The following is a 19,153-nucleotide window of genomic DNA, read 5'->3' as shown; positions in this document are numbered from 1 at the left end:
CACATCAGTTAAATCCATAGAATTTCTGGCTGATTTTGTAGGCTGCCACTGACATTTTTCTTCCACCTCTTCCCGGAAGGTTCATGACTCTTCCGAAAAGACTGTGACGCAGTTTTCTGTATACCTGTTTATTCTCTGTCCTGATATATTCCAGAAGTTCTTTCTTCTTCTGAAGGGACTCTTCTGTATTGGCACGTATCAGCATAATGGAAGAAATAGTTGTAATAATATCCAGATAGCTGAACATATACGCTTTCAACTGCTTATTTGTACTTTTACAGTTGATATATGCATCTACCATGAGTTTGTTTACCCGGATCTGCTGGTCAATACGTTTGATCATCACTTTCTCATTTACAGACTGGTCATCTCTCCCGATAAAATAACGGTAGAAATTCACATCCAGATAATACAGATTCTTTACATACGGAAGAGGTTCAAAAGCAAATAGATTATCTACATAAAATGTATGCTTCGGCAGTTCCAGATTGCATTCATGAAGCAGTTTTGTACGATAGATCATGGAGTGCATCAGAAGATATTTACCTTTCGGCATATGTTTCACTTCTTCCCATCCAAATATTCTGTCCTGCGGCAGGCATTTGCGGTACTGCATGATTTTCTTACGGGTTGCCCCCTGTTTCTCATATACGAAATTACTGATCAGAAGGTCAACTGTCTGTGGACCTCTGAGCAGTTCATATAAAGTTTTCAAAATCTGTACATACGCCTCTTTATTTACCCAGTCATCACTGTCCACTACCTTGAAATACAATCCTGTAGCATTTCTGATCCCTGCATTGACAGCTTCTCCATGACCACCATTTTCCTGATGGATTGCCTTTACAATTGTAGGATATTTCCTGGCATAGTCATCTGCAATCTCAGCAGTTCTGTCAGAAGATCCGTCATCTACTATAAGAATCTCTACTTCTTCTCCTCCCACCAGTAATGACTCTATACAATTCTCCATATAATCCTGGGAATTATAACATGGAATCGCAATACTTAACAGTTTCATCTTGTTGTTTCCTCCTTGATATACTTTGCATACGCTCCAAAAGCAGATGGAATTGCGTATTGTTTACCTGACTGTTCTTTACTTACAAAAATGAGTTCTTTATCCTGTGTTGTCTTTAGGGATGATACCTTTATTCTGTATGCCTGCATTCTCCATTCAATATGGGAGAAAATATGTTTCGCAGGCGGAAGTTCTTCTATATATAATGGGTCAAGTCCCAACTCTTTTACGTACAAAAGCGCATCTTCGCTTTTTAAATGTCCCTGAGTATTTGGCAGTTCATATAAGCCTGCCAAAAGTCCTTTCTCAGGTCTTTTCCTGATAGCTGTGCATTCTCCGTCCTGAATGATAAACACAGTCCTGTTGTCCTGTGTTCTGGCTTTCTTAGGTGCTTTTACAGGAATCATATCCGCTTTATCATGTCTGTGAGCCAGACAGGTAAATGCAATCGGACATTCTGCACATTTCGCCTGACCGTTGGGAACACATATCACAGCTCCCAGTTCCATCAGTGCCTGATTAAAGTCTCCCGGACAATCTGAGGGCATGATCTGCGAAACCTGCTGTTCTATTTTTCTGCGGACAGACTGCCGGCTGATGTCTTCAGTACTCTCTGTAATTCTGGAAATCACACGCAGTACATTCCCGTCTACAGCCGGAACCTTTTCCCCATATGCGATCGATGCAATGGCACCGGCTGTATAACTTCCTATTCCCTTTAACGACAAAAGTGCCTGATAATCTTCAGGCAGTCTGCCATTATATTCATCTTTTACAGTTTTCGCCGCTTCCTGCATGTTCCGAACGCGGTTATAATATCCCAGTCCCTCCCATAACTTCAGAAGTTTCTCTTCAGGACATTCCGCCAGTGACTGAATATCCGGGAGTTCTGTGATAAATCTCTGAAAATAGGGTTTCACTGCCTCCACTCTGGTTTGCTGCAGCATAATCTCCGACACCCATGTATAATAAGCATTGTCCTTATCTCTCCATGGAAGAATCCTCTTATTATCCCTGTACCATTTTACCAGAGGCTGCACAATCTCTTCAAGTACCATAATTTATCTTTTCCTCGTTTATTTACTGTTCGTTACTGTTCACTCCGTTCTCAGCAACACGCTTCGCGATGCACAGAATTTATGCTAATCGCATAAATTCGCGCGGTATGTCTCGGGTTTTCTGTGACCTTCGCTCACAAAAAACACCTCGCGGGATATCACCAGTGAACAGTAACTACTGTTCACTCCATTCTCAGTAACACCGCCAAAATTCATTTCAGATTACCTGTGGCAATTGGATTTTGGCCTGTATGTCATTTTATCACAAAACAGGAAAAAACGCTAATACATAAAAATAAAAAGGACCGTACACATTTTACCGTATCTCGATCCTTCTTGCCTTATTCATTATTTTTTACATTTTAATCTCAAATAACACACAAGCCCGACAATAATGATCAGAAGTGCTGCTATGTAAGCTATTTTAAAGGCCAGTGCTGTAGTAAAAAGATCTATAGCAGAAACAACGCCAATCAAAATAAGCGCAACTCCACTTGCTTTTGCCATCTTCTCTTCATCATAAAGCTTCTTACTGATGTCCGAGTTTCCACCTTTTAGGAAAATATCCCCATGTCCTGTCAGAAGCATTATTCCTACTATGAAAGCGGCAATTGTCAGTATGATGTTTAAAGAATCAAAATTCATAACCTTCCCCTTTCTTTCTGCATTTTACCATACAGAACCTTTTTTCTTTTTATAGAAATCCGGGACTATTGTTTCGTATACAATGATCCCGGAATATCCATACCTGTTTTTATTTTTCAGAAAACTGTTCAATGCCTCCAATTAAAAGATTAAAGAAAAGTAATTCCTGATCAATATTAATAGAAACATACGATTGGAATATTGCAGTCAATAATATTATAAAGTTCTGCTGCTTTCTCCGGCGGCATATTGATACATCCATGCGAACCGCCTTCCATGAAACGATCTCCACCAAAGTATGGCTGCCAGTTTGCATCGTGGAAACCAATACCGCCATTAAACGGCATCCAGTACGTTACCGGCTGTTCATATTCGTATTTACCGTTTGCCAGCTGTTTACCTCTGAGCACATCCGGGCTCTTCTTATAATAAATCGTATAAATACCGGCCGGAGTCTGACGGTCAGAATATCTCATATCACCGGAAACAATATCTGACTCAAAGATATCTTCTCCGTTCTGGTAGAAATACATATGCTGTTCGGACAGATCCACTTCAATATAAGTATTTCCTATATCATTGTAACCATGTGCATTGGCTGTCATAGAATAAACCGGCTCTCTGGTTGTCTGTGTCCCTGACTGGATTTCCTGTGTCAGCTGTGCAACCTCTGAAGCCTGGTCTATCTGCCATCCATATGCAGAACCGTATACACTGACAGTTCTCCCACTTGTTGTCTGGAACTCTCTTTCAGTTCCCACCGTATCATGGGCCGCTGCAAGCTGCGCCACATAATCTGCGATGTGCTGTCTGAAAGATGTATCATCCATGATCAGCTGTCCTTTTTCATCAAAATTCAGCCAGTCCTTGATCGTATTTCCATCCAGGGTTTCCGTTTCATCTCCAAAAGTATACGTAATGCTTGCTTTTGTGAAATTGTTACATGCATTAAGAGACGCCTGCAGATCCGGATTGTCGCTGGTGATATCTGCTTTTACATACACGTCCGGCTCACTGTCGAAATCAACCGAAGTCTTATTTCCCGAAACAGCTTCCGAAAGCACGTTATAAGCATTTTTCAAATCCAGCTTACTTCCCTCTGTCTCCGGAACAATCTCAAACTGCGAATCTCCATATGCGACATATGCATTCTCAGGAGCTACCTGATTCTCTTTCTGTGCACAGTTAAGTGCCTTCACCTGTTTTTTCAGCTTTTCTTTATCGTAAGTCGTGTTCTCAGCGGCTGTATAGCTCTTCTTTTCAAAAAAACCTCTGATCCATTCATAAGGTTTCTGATCTTTCAGAAGTTTCAGAACACTTCCATCAGAAACATAACTATAGCCGATCTGATCTCCGCTGATCGTCTGCGGATCCAGATTTCTGGAATCAACCTCTATGGAATAGTTCTCTACTGTCTTCGCAATCTTCTGTTCTGCCTCATAAGCAGTTTTACCTGAACAGTCAATACCATTGATTGATGTTCCTTCAAAGAATTTATCCGAATAATAATATGACATACCTGCATATGCGGCTCCGGCACTTACAATAACCATTGCCACTGCGATTCCTGTAATCTTTAATCCTTTATGCTTCTTGCGGACAGGTGGTTCATAAGGTGCAAGATCTTCATCACTGATCGGTACATACGAAATTCTCCCCGGTCTTGCGGATTTATGGCGTCTGCCAGTTATTTCCATACTGCCATTTGGGACTGTGTTGTTTTTTTCCTCTTTGTTGCCCATCTATTTTCTCCTCAACATAAATGTTACCGTTCATTTTTCCTGAAGCCTATTACTTCTGAATCATATTACTGTTGATTCGGTTAATTAAGAGGCTTGCTATAATTCTTAATAATACGCTTCACAATACACAGAGTTTATGTACTGACCACATAAACCTGCGCTGCATGTTTCATTATAACATAATTCTTCCAATTTGCACCTACTATTCACCTTTTTCTCATTTTTTATTACTGTTTGCAGGTAATATCCCCGAAAAATGTTTTCTTTGGCAAATCCCTTATGATTTTTCTTATTTTTACAGGCCAAGTCTGCGTTTCATATCCTTCATCACATAGAAATACATGACGATCAAAAGTCCTCCGGCAAGTACCCATGCCATCGGACTGGCCATACATGCTCCAAAGTAACTCTTATGAGCCGCCGCGACCATAGCAGTGATTCCACGTCCTGCCAGTTCTGCAACACCGGCAAGCATGGGAAGCAGTCCGTATCCCATGCCCTGAATACCATTCCTGAGTGCATTGACAAAGTGAAGTGGTATGAAAAATACTGCCACGCATTTCACATAAGTATCAACCATAGGAATGACTTCTGCGGCATTATCTGAAATAAACAGATAAGACAAATATTTGCCAAAGAAGAAAATAATCACACCTGTAACAATGGCATAGGTAATTCCTATAATATGCGCACTGTTAAATCCCTGTCTGACTCTGTCCAGTTTACGCGCTCCTATATTCTGTGCATTATATGTTGCCATTGTTGTTCCAATTGCAACATATGCCTGAGTAAAAATATTCTCAATCTTATTTCCTGCCGTAAATGCCGCTACTGCATAGGAACCAAGAATATTCAGTGCAGACTGTACCATCATGGTTCCGATCGCAGTGATGGAATACTGCAGTCCCATGGGAATGCCCACAAGAATTTCTTTTTTGGCAATCTCTGAACGAAATCTCCAGTCATCTGCCTTCAGTTTCAATTCCGGTACGCATTTTATGATATAAATCAGGCAAAGCATTCCGGATACTCCCTGTGCTGTAATCGTTGCCCAGGCAGCCCCAGCGACTCCCATATGGAAAACAATAATAAACGTCAGGTCAAGTACTATATTCAAAAGTGCCGCCAGAATCAGGAAATATAAGGGTGTCTTACTGTTTCCCAGTGCTCTCAGAATACTGGCCAGGATATTATATAATACCTGTGCAAAAATACCTCCGCATATGATCATAATGTAGGTATATGCATCCTGAAAAATATCCTCCGGTGTATGCATTAATGTCAGAAGCGAGTGCATCCCCACCATACTGACAGCCGTCATTATAACCGAAATGATAATTGAAAGTAACGCCGCATTTCCCACTGACTGCCGCATCTCATCCATCTTTCCTGCACCGAATTTCTGTGAGGTCAGAACTGTAAAACCGGCTGTCAGTCCTGTAAGAAAACCTATGATCAGAAACATGATCGTTCCTGTTGAACCAACCGCTGCCAGCCCTTTTGTTCCTACAAATTTTCCTACGATTATGGCATCTGCCATGTTGTAAAACTGCTGGAATACATTACCTATAAATACAGGTATCGTAAAGTCAAGTATCATCTTCATTGGTTTCCCAACTGTCATGTCTGTCTGCATTCCAATAAACCCTCCCAATCCTTTTTTAATCCTCTTTATTTGCTGTTTTCGATATCTGTTTTATCAGATATCAGAGCGATTATAGTTGAAAAAATTTTCCATTTCAAGATGTGTTTTTTAATTCCATGATTTTCTACATAATCACCAAAAGCAAACAAAAAACCCTCTGATTTGTGTCAGAGGGTTTCGTCAATATCACGAACTGCTGATGTCTACAAAGCAGTTCTCACAGTTTTTGTATTATATTATTTCTCTACAAGAAGTGATTTTCCTGTCATTTCCGCAGGCTGTTCCATTCCCATAAGCTGGATCAGTGTAGGAACGATATCTGCAAGACATCCGTTCTCGCGCAGTGTATATTTCGGATCTGCATTTACAAGAATGAATGGTACAGGATTTGTTGTATGTGCAGTCCACGGAGCACCTGTCTCATAGTCGATCAGCTGTTCTGCATTTCCATGGTCAGCACAGATAAACATCTGTCCGTCCACTTCCTTAAGAGCCTCTACTGCTTTGCCAACACATTCATCAACAGTTTCCACTGCTTTGATGGCAGCTTCCTGTACGCCTGTATGTCCAACCATATCCGGGTTTGCAAAGTTGATCACGATCACATCATATTTGTCAGATTTAATCGCATCTACCAGTTTCTCGCAAACCTGAGGTGCACTCATTTCCGGCTGAAGATCGTAGGTTGCAACCTTCGGAGATTTAACCAGAATTCTGTCTTCTCCTTTGTTCGGCTCTTCCACACCGCCGTTGAAGAAAAATGTAACATGTGCATATTTCTCTGTTTCAGCAATACGCGCCTGAGTCATATTGTGTGCTGCAAGATACTCACCAAATGTATTATGAAGCTGAACCTTGTGGAATGCAACCTGTTTATTCTGAATGGTGTCATCGTAATCTGTGAAGCATACGAAAGTAACCTGTGGTCTTGCTTTTCTTTCAAATCCCTGGAAATCATCATCGCAGAATGCTCTTGTGATCTCACGAGCGCGGTCAGGACGGAAATTAAAGAATACAACAGAATCTTTATCAGATATAACACCTGTCGGCTGTCCGTCTTTCTCGATAACTGTAGGAAGAACAAACTCATCTGTCTTATCATTGTCATAAGAAGCCTGAACTGCTGCCGGTGCATCTGTTCCCTTTACGCCTTCTCCTGTTGTAAGAGCATTGTATGCAAGTTCTACACGATCCCAGCGGTTATCACGATCCATCGCATAGTAACGTCCGGAAACAGTAGCAATCTCACCTACACCGATCTTCTTCATCTCTGCTTCAAGAGCCTCTACAAACTCTTTACCTGATGCAGGAGGTGTGTCACGACCGTCAAGGAAACAATGTACGTAAACCTTCTCAACGCCCTCTCTCTTAGCCATCTCAAGTAATCCATAAAGATGTGTATTATGACTGTGCACACCACCATCAGAAAGAAGTCCCATGAAATGTACTGCAGAGTTATTCTCTTTTGCGTTCTTCATTGCTGCAAGAAGAGCTTCATTCTTAAAGAAATCACCGTCCTGGATTTCTTTTGTGATTCTGGTAAGTTCCTGATATACGATACGGCCTGCGCCCATATTCATATGTCCTACTTCAGAATTACCCATCTGTCCGTCCGGAAGACCTACTACCAGTCCGCTTGCGTTTCCTTTTACAAATGGATATTCTGCCATCAGCTTGTCCATAACCGGTGTTTTAGCCAGATATACAGCGTTTCCTTCCTTTTTGTCATTCAGACCATATCCATCAAGAATCATTAATACGGTTGGTTTTTTGCTCATAATGTTCTCCTTTTATGTTTATTCATAATTGATAACTGTTTTGCTGATATCAGGAGCAGAAAACTGATCATCTCTGCACAATAAAACTTTTATATCTGACATCTCTTATATAGTATCAAAATCTCAGGATTTTTCAATTCTTTTTTTGTATCTGTTTCATTTTCATTACTATATATATGAAAAGAACAGTAACTTATTTTCCATATACACGAATGATCGTGGAAATCTTTCTTACGGAATCCCTGTTTCTCAGTTCTTCGATGGCAGTTCTGAAATCACCTTCTCTTACCTTCTCAGTGATCACAACTACTTCCGCACACCCTTCCACCTTGGTATCTTTCTGGATAATCTGTGCAACACTGACCTGATATTTGGCAAAAATAGCAGTCATCTCGGCAAGAACACCGCAGCGATCCTCTACTTTGAGACGGAGGAAATAACGGTTATGTGTATCTTCCATTTTCTTAACAGGGATATTCTTGTAACAGGTACATCCGATTCTGCCGCAGCATCCTGCAAGAATATTTCTCACAATATCAAATACATCACCCACAACTGCACTGGCTGTAGGAAGTTCTCCTGCTCCTCTTCCGAAGAACATGGCATCCTCCACTGCATCTCCATGGACAAATACTGCATTATAGGAATCATTTACAGTTGCAAGCGGATGGGAACTGGGAATCAGCATCGGGCACACATATGCTTCAATTCCGTCTGCTTCGTTTCTTGCAACACCCAGAAGCTTGATATCACGTCCCATTTCTTTCGCATAATGAATATCTTTTGATGTGATCTTGGCAATTCCCTCTGTATATACATCGTTAAATACCACACGTGAGTTAAATGCCACAGATGCAAGGATCGCTACCTTACGTCCTGCATCCAGACCTTCGATATCAGCAGTCGGATCAGCCTCCGCATATCCAAGTTCTGTTGCAAGTGCCAGGGCATCCTTAAACTCCATGCCTTCCTGAGTCATCTTTGTCAGAATAAAGTTTGTGGTTCCGTTTACAATACCCATAACTTCTGTCATGTGATTTCCTGCCAGACACTGTTTCAATGGTCTGATGATCGGAATACCACCTGCTACTGCTGCTTCAAACAGAAAATCCACTTTACTCTCATGTGCCGCATCCAGAAGCTCATGACCATGTACTGCGATCAGATCCTTGTTTGCAGAGACTACATGCTTACCGGCTTTTAATGCAGAAAGGATATACTCTTTTGCAGGATTAATCCCACCCATCAGTTCAATCACAATCTCAATCTCCGGATCATTTATAATCTCATCCCACTGGCTGGTGAGCAAAGAGGCGTCTTCTATCTTCGCCGCTGCCTTCTCTATATTTCTCACAAGGATTTTCTTTATCTCAATTTTACAGCCAATCTTGGCCGACATTTCCTTTTCCTGATTCTTCAGTACCTTATATACACCTGTTCCTACTGTTCCAAATCCTAACAGTGCGGCTTTGATGACATTTTCATTCATTTTGCAGGATTCCCCTTTCGTTTTCGTTGGTTTTTATAGTATGGCAGAATTTCCTATTTGTCAAGTTTGTCTGCATTTTTAAGCAAAATCTTTATCATATTTTCAAGTTCTTTGTTCCGTCTGCGAAGCCATCTCACATACCATAATATCCCCACTCCTGCCACCCAGGCAGAAATACAGAATATTCCATCCAGGATCATATAAACAGTTCTCTCTGTTCCCCCGGCAGGGGCTCCACTCAGGAAGCAGTAATACATTGCCACTGATATGCAGGCTGCGGCCACGCCTTCCATTATCTTTCTGATCGTCTTCATTATATCACTTTCCTTCTCAATAGTGTCTTTATAAAGACACTGTTACAAGACCTATTTTAACCCGATAATAAATATGAATCAAGAACAAATCGGACGGTTATTACATATGATAAGCTATAGAAAATTATGGAAGACTATGAAGGAGCGGAAAATCAGCCAGTATGCCCTGTACACTCACTATGGCATAAGCACTTCTTTTCTGGATAAACTCCGTCATAATGAAAATGTGGAAATCCGCAGTCTTGATATCTTATGTTCAATCCTTGACTGCGATTTCGGTGATATTGTAGAACACATTCCGGATAATGCCAAACCTGAGGAAAAATAATTTTTTCGGATTCAGTATCAATATGATGTAGTTGTGTCCTTTTATAGAACTATTTGTTCTTTTTATCTTTCTCATGATGTTAGGGCAAAAGGTATTTTACCCCTAACCTGATATCTTCTCATATCTATAATATATTTTGCTTATCATATCCTGCAGAAAGTCAGGCGGATATTCGCAATCTCCACAGGGGACTTACCTGATTCGGTTAAAACATTATTTATAATGTTATCCTATAAGTCCATTCACAAAAACATAAGATTTTTTCATTTATTTATGATATACTTATTACTGTCTCCTTCGTTCTCAGTAACGCAGACTTATCTATGGCATTCTCTTCAGGCGCATAATATCATCCGCTTCGCAATTTATCAGTTAAATAGTGCGTTCAGGAGACTTGCTGCAGATTTACAAAATATTTTTACCTGAAAGGATCGTAGTATATATGAAATATGATGTAGTGATCATCGGCGCAGGACCTGGCGGTATTTTCTCTGCCTATGAACTGATGAAACAAAATAACGATTTAAAGATTGCTGTTTTTGAGGCTGGAAATCCTCTCAGTAAAAGACATTGCCCAATTGATGGTGACAAAGTAAAAACCTGTATCAAATGTAAAACCTGTGCCATTATGAGCGGCTTTGGCGGTGCCGGTGCTTTCTCTGACGGCAAATACAATATCACAAATGATTTCGGCGGAACACTTTATGAACATATTGGAAAGAAAGACGCTCTTGACCTGATGCGTTACGTAGATGAGATCAATGTTGCCTACGGCGGACAGGACACAAAAATGTATTCTACAGTCGGAACCAAATTCAAAAAACTTTGTATGCAGAACAAATTAAAGCTTCTGGATGCTTCCGTACGTCATCTGGGAACAGACATTAACTATGTGGTTCTTGAGAACTTATATGCAAAATTAAAAGAGCATGTTGATTTTCATTTCAACACTCCTGTAGAACGTCTGGAAGTACTTGAAGACAGATACCGTATCATCACAAAGAATGATACCACTGACTGCAGCAAATGCATTGTATCCGTAGGCAGAAGCGGAAGCAAATGGATGGAACAGATCTGTAAAGAACTTGATATCCCAACCAAATCAAACCGGGTAGACCTGGGTGTACGTGTAGAACTTCCTGCTGTTATCTTCTCCCACCTGACAGACGAACTGTATGAGAGTAAGATTGTCTACAGAACAGAAAAATTCGAAGATAATGTGAGGACTTTCTGTATGAATCCTTATGGCATCGTTGTAAACGAAAATACAAACGGCATTGTCACAGCAAATGGCCACAGCTATGAAGATCCGTCCAAACAGACAGAAAATACAAACTTCGCACTGTTGGTAGCCAAACATTTCTCCGAGCCATTTAAAGACAGTAATGGATATGGCGAAAGCATTGCCCGTCTTTCCAATATGCTGGGCGGCGGAGTGATCGTACAGCGTTTCGGCGATCTGGTGCGCGGAAGAAGGAGTACGGTTGCACGTATCGAAGAAGGTATGGTACGACCTACTCTCGCAGCTACTCCCGGTGATCTGAGTCTTGTTCTCCCGAAACGTATCCTTGACGGAATCATTGAAATGATTTATGCTCTGGATAAAATCGCTCCCGGGACAGCTAATGACGACACCCTCCTCTATGGTGTGGAGGTTAAGTTCTATAATATGGAAGTTGATATTGATGAAAATCTGGAAAGCAGATACAAAGGCCTGTATATCATTGGAGACGGAAGCGGTGTAACCCATTCCCTGTCCCATGCTTCTGCAAGCGGTGTATATGTAGCACGCCAGATTGTTGAGAATCTGTAAAAGACCGGATTTCTTCTGATGGATACCTCTAACTACAGCAATCAATAACCTTAAAGTCCCCATCTGTCTCTTACAGTTGAAACAGATAGGGACTTGTTTATTATATTTTCTGGTATGCCATCCATTTATCCATTCCCAGACGTTCAAATGAACCACAGTACTGAAATCCGCATTTTTCCAGAAGTTTCTGCATGGGGATGTTATCGCTGTATGTATCCATACGGAGATTCTGTGTCTGAGCATAGGCCCAGTCCAGACAGAATGATGCGGCTCCTCTTACTATTCCTGTGGACGCTACCCTGTGAACTACTCCATAGGGTTCTTCATTCAGCCATTTTCCATTAATTTCTTTATAATCTTCATCTTCTTCCGCCGCATAATAGAAAACACAGGCAATCCGCCCTTCTGACATGCACAGATACATTTTATCAATATCATGCTCTATCAGTTCTGCTGAGGGGTAATCTTCACCCCACTGTTCTGCATTGCCATTTTCTCTCATAAATTTGCGGGCTTTATCATAAACTTGCATGATCTGCCCAAGATCTTGCACTGATGCTTTTCTTATTTCCATGAAACCTTCCTTTTCTTTTGGTATTTATATTCTTTTAGTATTTGTATTCGTTTTGATTTTTCGTCTGTTTCTCAAATTTTTTCGTCAAAAGACAAATATTTTCACAATGGTCTGTAAAACTGAACATATCTACCGGCTGTATTTTTCTCACATCATAGCCATGTTTTGTCAAATACTCCAGATCTCTTGCCAGTGTTTCCGGTCCACAGGAGATATATACGATTCTTGATGGATTCAGTTTGATAACAGAGGACATAAACTTTTTATCACTGCCTGTACGGGGTGGATCCATAAACACAACATCTGCATGTTCTCCGTTTTCTGCCATATTTTCCATAAATTCTCCTGCATCTCCCTGATAGAAACGTGCATTTGTAATCTTATTTTCCTTTGCATTGATTCTGGCATCGCGGACTGCATCCGGATTTAATTCCACACCAATGACATTCTTTGCCCGCTTTGCAGCTACAAGTCCGATTGTTCCTATTCCGCAGTATGCATCTATCACTGTTTCTTTTCGTCCAAGCCCCGCATATTCAATTGCTGTCTTATACAGAATTTCTGTCTGTACAGGATTTACCTGATAAAAAGACTGCGGAGAAATGCGGAATGTACATCCGCAGAGCGTATCCCGGATATATCCTTTTCCATAAATGACGATATCACGCTCACCCAGTACCATACTGGTCTTCTTATCATTGACGTTAAGCACAACTGTTGTAATCTGTGGGTATTTCTTTCTCAGAGCTTTCACAAAATTATTTTTTGAAGGAAAGATCGGGGAACCAATCACAAGAACCACCATGATCTCATCTGTGGAAAACCCTCTTCTCACCAGCACATGGCGCAAAAGTCCATATCCTGTGTCCTCATCATATGTTTTGATTCTAAAAGATTTCAGCATATCCCGAATTGTACGGATGATTTCCTGACTGATCCTATCCTCGATCATGCACTCTTCTATCGGAACAACCTTATGTGTTTTCGCTTCGTAGGTTCCACAGATAATATTACCTTTTTTATCCCTGTCAAATACTGCATGAACTTTATTTCTATAATAAAAGGGATCATCCATTCCAATGATTGGTTTTACATTTGCAAACTTTCCAAGAAGCTTCTTCATCCTTTTCTGCTTGGCGGCAAGCTGTTCTTTATAAGGAACACCCTGATACTGGCAGCTTCCGCATTTCTTTGATACACTACATTTTGTTACTTTTTCTTCCATAAAATATTAACCTGCTTTCTATAATTACACATTTTTTACATTATATCAGCGAAAATGGATTCCCGCAATCAGACAATCTTTATTTATCTGTCAATTTCCTCTCCGAATGTCGAAAAAGCAGGGATTCTGTCGAAATGTTTTTGACTGATTTCTGTTGAAACTTGTAGACGAATGTAGAAAAATATGATATAGTTTGTACATACAAAAGAGAAAATCATCGAATTGCCAAAGAGAAAAAAATTTATATCACCAAGGATAAAAACTCAGAAATACTCCAAAATACAAAAGATAAAATACATGAACTAAATACACCTGATAAATAGTCAAAATACAAAAGTATCGAGGCATTCCTTTCGTGCAAAAGAGATTTACCCAAAGTACAAAAGAAACAGCTTACAGCAGATTTTTACACCAGATAAAAAAGACAGTTTCAGTAATGAAGCTGTCTTTTTCTTTATACATATTAATTTCATAAGATACTATGTGTCTGACATAGCCAAACAAATATTCGCAACAGCAATTAAAGCAGGTAACTTACCTGCTTCAACTATAACAATCCCCTGAATACAATCCAATCAGTAAAATTACCAATTTTCCTGTATTCAGGGGCATTATATTATTTCTCGTTTGGACACAAAGATTATCTGCTTATAATCAGTTTTTTATTCTTATTTGTAGTTTACGATCTTTCCGAAATCAGCTTTCAGAGAAGCACCACCTACAAGGCCGCCATCGATATCGTTCTGAACGAATAAGTCAGGTGCTGTTGCAGGATTTACAGATCCGCCATACTGGATACGGATTGCTTCTGCTGTTGCTTCATCATAGATTTCAGCGATGCATGCACGAATACCTGCGCATACTTCCTGAGCCTGCTCAGTTGTAGCTGTTTTACCTGTTCCGATTGCCCAGATTGGCTCGTAAGCGATAACTGCTGTCTTAGCCTGATCTGCTGTAACACCCTGGAATCCAACTTTAACCTGCTGACGGATGAAATCCATTGTCACGCCCTGTTCTCTCTGAGTAAGAGTTTCGCCACAGCACATGATAGGTGTAATTCCATGTTCGAAAGCTTTGAGAACTTTCTTGTTAACATCTTCGTTTGTTTCTCCGAAGTATTCTCTTCTTTCGGAATGTCCAAGAACAACATATTTAACTCCGGCATCTACGAGCATTGCAGGGGAGATTTCTCCTGTGTATGCACCTTTCTCTTCAAAGTACATGTTCTCAGCACCAACCTGGATGTTTGTTCCCTTAGCAGCTTCTACAACCGGGATGATATCGATTGCAGGTACGCAGAATACTACGTCTACTTCATCGTTAACTACTAATGGTTTTAATGTTTCTACTAATTTAACGGCTTCGCTTGGTGTCATGTTCATTTTCCAGTTACCAGCGATAATTTTCTTTCTTGCCATGATGATTTATCTCCTTAGTATCCCTGTGGGATGTTATTATATAGTATCACCATATCTACTAAATTCAAGTCTCGCTTAAGGCTCGCTTTCATTAAGTAGATAGGTGGACTTTCACACTAAATTCGGCCTTCGCCTGCGGCTTGACCTTATTAAGTGTTCAATGTCTATTTATCGTTTGCTGCTGCAACACCCGGGAGTTCTTTTCCTTCCAGGAATTCAAGAGATGCACCGCCACCTGTGGAGATGTGTGTCATCTTGTCGCCATAACCAAGGATGTTAACTGCAGCTGCAGAATCACCACCACCGATAATAGTTGTGGCATCTGTTTCAGCAAGTGCTTTTGCAACAGCTTCTGTACCATGAGCGAAGTTTGGCATTTCGAAGCAGCCCATCGGTCCGTTCCATACAACTGTCTTAGCATCTTTTACAGCATCAGCAAAAAGCTTCTCTGTTTCCGGTCCGATATCCATTCCTTCCCATCCGTCCGGAATCTCGCCACGTTTAACAACCTGGATATTACAGTCATTAGAGAAGTTATCACCGATTCTGTTATCTACCGGAAGAAGAAGTTTCACACCTTTGTCTTCTGCTTTCTTCATCATGTCCAATGCATACTGAAGATAATCATCCTCACAAAGAGATGTTCCGATATGTCCACCCATAGCTTTTGAGAATGTGTAAGACATACCACCACCAATGATAAGAGTATCTACTTTATCAAGAAGGTTATTGATTACAGAAATCTTGCTGGAAACCTTAGCTCCGCCAAGGATAGCAACAAACGGTCTCTCAGGATTGTTCACTGCATTTCCAAGGAAATCGATTTCCTTCTGCATTAAGTAACCAACAACTGCTGTATCAACATATTTGGTCACACCAACATTAGAGCAGTGTGCTCTGTGAGCTGTACCAAATGCATCATTAACAAATACATCACAAAGAGAAGCAAGTTCTTTGCTGAATTCGTCTCCGTTCTTTGTTTCTTCTGCGCGATAACGTGTGTTCTCAAGTAAGATAACATCTCCGTCTTTCATCTCAGCTACTGCTGCTTTTGCGTTAGGTCCTACTACTTCAGGATCTGCTGCAAACTTAACTTCCTGTCCTAATAATTCGGAAAGACGTTTTGCAACCGGTGCAAGAGATAATTCCGGTTTCGGCTCTCCCTTCGGTTTTCCAAGGTGGGAGCAGAGAATAACCTTTCCGCCGTCAGCGATCAGCTTCTTGATTGTAGGAAGAGCTGCAACCAGACGGTTCTCATCTGTGATCTTTCCATCCTGAAGAGGAACATTGAAGTCACATCTTACAAGAACTTTTTTGCCTTTTACATTGATATCATCAACAGATTTTTTATTCAGCATTTGTGGTGCCTCCTTAATAATATTCTTTAACAGTTACTGCATATCTGTAAACAGTAACTTATTGATTTCCTGCTGTCATTCCAGACCACGCGAAAAGGGTCCGGTCCAAATCAGACCGGACCCTTCGTTGGAGTCTATTCCTTTACACTTACTGAAAATTAAGCGTTCAGTAATTTACCAAAGTGTTTGATTGTACGAACCATCTGGCTTGTGTAGGAGTTCTCGTTGTCATACCAGGAAACTACCTGTACTTCTGTTGTGCCATTCTCAAGTGGAAGAACCATTGTCTGAGTAGCATCGAACAGAGAACCAAATCTCATACCAACGATATCGCTGGATACGATTTCATCTTCGTTGTATCCGAAGGATTCATTAGAAGCTGCTTTCATAGCTGCGTTGATCTGTTCTTTTGTTACGTTTCCTTCAACAACTGCTGTTAAGATTGTTGTAGAACCTGTTGGGGTAGGAACACGCTGAGCAGATCCGATAAGTTTACCGTTCAGTTCCGGAATAACAAGACCGATAGCTTTAGCAGCACCTGTGCTGTTAGGAACGATGTTAACTGCAGCTGCACGAGATCTTCTTAAATCACCTTTTCTCTGTGGTCCGTCAAGTGTCATCTGATCGCCTGTGTAAGCGTGGATTGTGCACATGATACCGGATTTGATTGCAGCAAGATCATTTAATGCTTTAGCCATTGGAGCTAAGCAGTTTGTTGTACAGGAAGCTGCGGAGATGATGTGATCTTCTTTTGTAAGAGTTTCATGGTTTACATTGTAAACGATTGTCTTAAGATCGTTTCCAGCCGGAGCGGAAATGATAACGTGTTTAGCACCTGCATCGATATGAGCCTGAGCTTTGTCTTTGGATGTATAGAATCCTGTACACTCAAGAACTACGTCTACACCGATTTCTCCCCATGGAAGTTCAGCAGCGTTAGCTTTTGCGTAAATTTTGATTTCTTTTCCGTCAACTGTGATGGAATCTTCTCCTGCTGTTACTGTATCTGCAAGAGCATATTTTCCCTGTGTTGAATCATATTTTAATAAGTGAGCAAGCATTTTAGGAGATGTTAAATCGTTGATTGCTACGATTTCAAATCCTTCTGCTCCAAACATCTGACGGAATGCAAGACGTCCAATACGTCCAAAACCATTAATTGCAACTTTTACTGCCATGATAAAATTCCTCCTATGAATTAAGTGGTTAATTATGGTAATCCTTTGTTTGTTAAAGAATCATCAACCTGTAATGTATTGTACATAATTCTAAACAAAAATTCAAGACCATTTTCCAAAAAACAGATAAAAATTAAGTAAAAAATGTAAATTATATGTTATACTGTGTATACAGTGCTTTATGAATACACTGATCCGGGCCTGTAATTGTGATATTTCAGGTGCAGATATATCCATTTAAGAGGACACAGTATTCATTTATAATATATCACACGCAAATATAACAGTACTGTTTTTACAGAAGAAAGGACTGAAATTATGGGCAGACAAATATTGTGGGATTGTCATATGCACTCTTCTTTTTCTGCTGACTCGGATACGCCTATGGAAGTTATGATCCATCGCGCTGTTGAAACGGGACTACAGGGAATTACTTTTACGGAACATCTGGATCCGGATTACCCTGTTACTCCGGACAATCTGGATTTTTCTCTGGATATTCCGGCTTACAAAGAAAAGCTGGCTGAACTTTCAGATATATATAAGGATAAAATTCAGGTACGTTTCGGAATTGAACTGGGACTGCAGATGCATCTGAGAGAATATTTTGACTCACTTCTCTCTCAGACACCTTTTGATTTCGTTATCGGTTCATCCCATCTTGTCCATGGGTATGATCCTTATTACCCGGAATTTTTTGAAGGACGTAAGGAATTTTTATGTTATATGGAATATTTTGAATCCATTCTTGAAAACATTTCCGCATATGACGGATTTGACGTTTACGGACATATTGATTATGTTGTCCGTTATGGTCCTAACAAGAACCGGGAATATTCTTACGGACGGTATAAAGATATTTTGGATGAGATTCTGAAGAAACTGATTTCCATGGGAAAAGGCATCGAACTTAATACAGGCGGATATCATTATGGTCTTGGAGAACCCAATCCATGTACTGCCGTAATAAGGCGCTATAGAGAACTCGGCGGAGAGATCATCACCATCGGAGCAGATGCGCATACTCCGGATAAAATCGCCTGTGCATTTGATAAAGCTGCCAGTGTACTGGAAGCCTGTGGTTTTCGTTACTATACAATCTTCAAAGACCGTAAACCGGAATTTATTTCTCTGTAAAACGTGTCAGTACTTGCCTATATGGCAGTTCCTATAATATAATATTACATATGATTTCAGAAGCCCAATTTCCAAACTGCTCCAAATACTGTTTCTCTGGTCTGCATCATAGCTGATCATGATAAAAAACTGACAGCAGATATGGAAATTGCAGCTTTCTGTATATATTCGTAACTGTCCGGTGTCTCCATATTTATGTTTTATATGTCCCGACACTGCCCGGTTACTGTATTTTTCATAAACCAGGGAGGAATATTATGGCTAAAAAAAGACTCCAGAAGAAACGTTCTTCATCAACAGTCAGAAAGCAGGAATCAGAAATTTTACAAGTGACTACTTCCAAAACTGAGCCTGTCAGAGTTGAAACTTCTAAAGTAGAACCTGTTAAGGTCGAGACTTCCAAAGTGGAACCTGTTAAGGTCGAGACTTC

The 19,153-nt window shown here is 40.4% G+C and carries 16 protein-coding genes; 3 read left to right on the top strand and 13 right to left on the bottom strand.

Annotated elements, in window-relative coordinates; all coding sequences use genetic code 11:
- Window positions 1-4: 4 nt before the first annotated feature.
- From LI074_RS08985 to LI074_RS08950, 8 genes are all read right to left on the bottom strand, one after another.
- Window positions 5-1,021 carry a glycosyltransferase family 2 protein gene (locus LI074_RS08985; protein WP_055052476.1) on the bottom strand — a complete coding sequence of 339 codons (1,017 nt, stop codon included), beginning with the start codon at window positions 1,019-1,021 and terminating at the stop codon, window positions 5-7.
- Entirely contained in the window at window positions 1,018-2,079 is a 1,062-nt protein-coding gene (gene mutY, locus LI074_RS08980) for an A/G-specific adenine glycosylase (protein ID WP_118585608.1), read from the bottom strand. The genes LI074_RS08985 and mutY overlap by 4 nt, the downstream gene beginning before the upstream one ends.
- A gap of 348 nt (window positions 2,080-2,427) precedes the next feature.
- Complete coding sequence (locus LI074_RS08975; protein WP_008704043.1) at window positions 2,428-2,724, bottom strand: DUF3784 domain-containing protein; 297 nt, start codon at window positions 2,722-2,724, stop codon at window positions 2,428-2,430.
- A gap of 176 nt (window positions 2,725-2,900) precedes the next feature.
- Window positions 2,901-4,466: a L,D-transpeptidase family protein gene (locus LI074_RS08970; RefSeq protein ID WP_173697679.1), complete on the bottom strand. Its 1,566-nt coding sequence runs from the start codon at window positions 4,464-4,466 to the stop codon at window positions 2,901-2,903.
- A 295-nt stretch (window positions 4,467-4,761) separates the two neighbouring features.
- On the bottom strand, window positions 4,762-6,102 hold the full coding sequence (locus tag LI074_RS08965) for an MATE family efflux transporter (protein ID WP_173697678.1): 1,341 nt from the start codon (window positions 6,100-6,102) through the stop codon (window positions 4,762-4,764).
- A gap of 245 nt (window positions 6,103-6,347) precedes the next feature.
- Window positions 6,348-7,889 carry a 2,3-bisphosphoglycerate-independent phosphoglycerate mutase gene (gpmI, locus tag LI074_RS08960; protein WP_173697677.1) on the bottom strand — a complete coding sequence of 514 codons (1,542 nt, stop codon included), beginning with the start codon at window positions 7,887-7,889 and terminating at the stop codon, window positions 6,348-6,350.
- Window positions 7,890-8,082: 193 nt separating this feature from the next.
- Window positions 8,083-9,378, bottom strand: coding sequence for a homoserine dehydrogenase (locus LI074_RS08955; RefSeq protein ID WP_025577274.1), 1,296 nt, complete (start codon window positions 9,376-9,378; stop codon window positions 8,083-8,085).
- 53 nt (window positions 9,379-9,431) lie between these two features.
- Window positions 9,432-9,692 (bottom strand): hypothetical protein, encoded by a 261-nt coding sequence (locus tag LI074_RS08950; protein ID WP_008704052.1) that lies wholly within the window; start codon window positions 9,690-9,692, stop codon window positions 9,432-9,434.
- Between the two features lie 106 nt (window positions 9,693-9,798).
- Here LI074_RS08950 and LI074_RS08945 point away from each other — a divergent pair, with 106 nt between their 5' ends.
- Together LI074_RS08945 and LI074_RS08940 are read left to right on the top strand one after the other, a co-directional pair.
- Entirely contained in the window at window positions 9,799-10,020 is a 222-nt protein-coding gene (locus LI074_RS08945) for a helix-turn-helix domain-containing protein (RefSeq protein WP_118339014.1), read from the top strand.
- Between the two features lie 442 nt (window positions 10,021-10,462).
- Window positions 10,463-11,833: an NAD(P)/FAD-dependent oxidoreductase gene (locus tag LI074_RS08940; protein ID WP_173697676.1), complete on the top strand. Its 1,371-nt coding sequence runs from the start codon at window positions 10,463-10,465 to the stop codon at window positions 11,831-11,833.
- A 100-nt stretch (window positions 11,834-11,933) separates the two neighbouring features.
- On the opposite strand, the gene LI074_RS08935 is transcribed toward LI074_RS08940, so the two are convergent.
- From LI074_RS08935 to gap, 5 genes are all read right to left on the bottom strand, one after another.
- Complete coding sequence (locus LI074_RS08935) at window positions 11,934-12,407, bottom strand: GNAT family N-acetyltransferase (protein ID WP_022381025.1); 474 nt, start codon at window positions 12,405-12,407, stop codon at window positions 11,934-11,936.
- 34 nt (window positions 12,408-12,441) lie between these two features.
- Window positions 12,442-13,632: a 23S rRNA (uracil(1939)-C(5))-methyltransferase RlmD gene (rlmD, locus tag LI074_RS08930; protein WP_173697675.1), complete on the bottom strand. Its 1,191-nt coding sequence runs from the start codon at window positions 13,630-13,632 to the stop codon at window positions 12,442-12,444.
- Between the two features lie 668 nt (window positions 13,633-14,300).
- Complete coding sequence (gene tpiA / locus LI074_RS08925) at window positions 14,301-15,050, bottom strand: triose-phosphate isomerase (RefSeq protein ID WP_022381027.1); 750 nt, start codon at window positions 15,048-15,050, stop codon at window positions 14,301-14,303.
- Window positions 15,051-15,214: 164 nt separating this feature from the next.
- Window positions 15,215-16,408: a phosphoglycerate kinase gene (locus tag LI074_RS08920; protein WP_008704060.1), complete on the bottom strand. Its 1,194-nt coding sequence runs from the start codon at window positions 16,406-16,408 to the stop codon at window positions 15,215-15,217.
- A 158-nt stretch (window positions 16,409-16,566) separates the two neighbouring features.
- Window positions 16,567-17,586 (bottom strand): type I glyceraldehyde-3-phosphate dehydrogenase, encoded by a 1,020-nt coding sequence (gene gap / locus LI074_RS08915; RefSeq protein ID WP_008704062.1) that lies wholly within the window; start codon window positions 17,584-17,586, stop codon window positions 16,567-16,569.
- A 318-nt stretch (window positions 17,587-17,904) separates the two neighbouring features.
- On the opposite strand from gap, the gene LI074_RS08910 reads away from it, so the two are divergent.
- On the top strand, window positions 17,905-18,723 hold the full coding sequence (locus tag LI074_RS08910) for a histidinol-phosphatase HisJ family protein (RefSeq protein WP_118613956.1): 819 nt from the start codon (window positions 17,905-17,907) through the stop codon (window positions 18,721-18,723).
- Window positions 18,724-19,153: the final 430 nt, after the last annotated feature.

Source organism: Blautia sp. MSK18_10 (genome assembly GCF_020553185.1).
Lineage (GTDB): Bacteria > Bacillota > Clostridia > Lachnospirales > Lachnospiraceae > Blautia_A > Blautia_A wexlerae.
This window is presented reverse-complemented; position numbering and strand designations above follow the sequence as displayed.

What these genes read in the sequence shown, in the direction of transcription:
- LI074_RS08935 (WP_022381025.1), bottom strand. Translation starts at nt 12,407, where the DNA reads ATGGAAATAAGAAAAGCATCAGTGCAAGATCTTGGGCAGATCATGCAA.
- LI074_RS08910 (WP_118613956.1), top strand. Translation starts at nt 17,905, where the DNA reads ATGGGCAGACAAATATTGTGGGATTGTCATATGCACTCTTCTTTTTCT.
- LI074_RS08985 (WP_055052476.1), bottom strand. Translation starts at nt 1,021, where the DNA reads ATGAAACTGTTAAGTATTGCGATTCCATGTTATAATTCCCAGGATTAT.
- LI074_RS08940 (WP_173697676.1), top strand. Translation starts at nt 10,463, where the DNA reads ATGAAATATGATGTAGTGATCATCGGCGCAGGACCTGGCGGTATTTTC.
- LI074_RS08950 (WP_008704052.1), bottom strand. Translation starts at nt 9,692, where the DNA reads ATGAAGACGATCAGAAAGATAATGGAAGGCGTGGCCGCAGCCTGCATA.
- LI074_RS08965 (WP_173697678.1), bottom strand. Translation starts at nt 6,102, where the DNA reads ATGCAGACAGACATGACAGTTGGGAAACCAATGAAGATGATACTTGAC.
- LI074_RS08970 (WP_173697679.1), bottom strand. Translation starts at nt 4,466, where the DNA reads ATGGGCAACAAAGAGGAAAAAAACAACACAGTCCCAAATGGCAGTATG.
- mutY (WP_118585608.1), bottom strand. Translation starts at nt 2,079, where the DNA reads ATGGTACTTGAAGAGATTGTGCAGCCTCTGGTAAAATGGTACAGGGAT.
- tpiA (WP_022381027.1), bottom strand. Translation starts at nt 15,050, where the DNA reads ATGGCAAGAAAGAAAATTATCGCTGGTAACTGGAAAATGAACATGACA.
- LI074_RS08955 (WP_025577274.1), bottom strand. Translation starts at nt 9,378, where the DNA reads ATGAATGAAAATGTCATCAAAGCCGCACTGTTAGGATTTGGAACAGTA.
- gap (WP_008704062.1), bottom strand. Translation starts at nt 17,586, where the DNA reads ATGGCAGTAAAAGTTGCAATTAATGGTTTTGGACGTATTGGACGTCTT.
- rlmD (WP_173697675.1), bottom strand. Translation starts at nt 13,632, where the DNA reads ATGGAAGAAAAAGTAACAAAATGTAGTGTATCAAAGAAATGCGGAAGC.
- LI074_RS08945 (WP_118339014.1), top strand. Translation starts at nt 9,799, where the DNA reads ATGATAAGCTATAGAAAATTATGGAAGACTATGAAGGAGCGGAAAATC.
- gpmI (WP_173697677.1), bottom strand. Translation starts at nt 7,889, where the DNA reads ATGAGCAAAAAACCAACCGTATTAATGATTCTTGATGGATATGGTCTG.
- LI074_RS08975 (WP_008704043.1), bottom strand. Translation starts at nt 2,724, where the DNA reads ATGAATTTTGATTCTTTAAACATCATACTGACAATTGCCGCTTTCATA.
- LI074_RS08920 (WP_008704060.1), bottom strand. Translation starts at nt 16,408, where the DNA reads ATGCTGAATAAAAAATCTGTTGATGATATCAATGTAAAAGGCAAAAAA.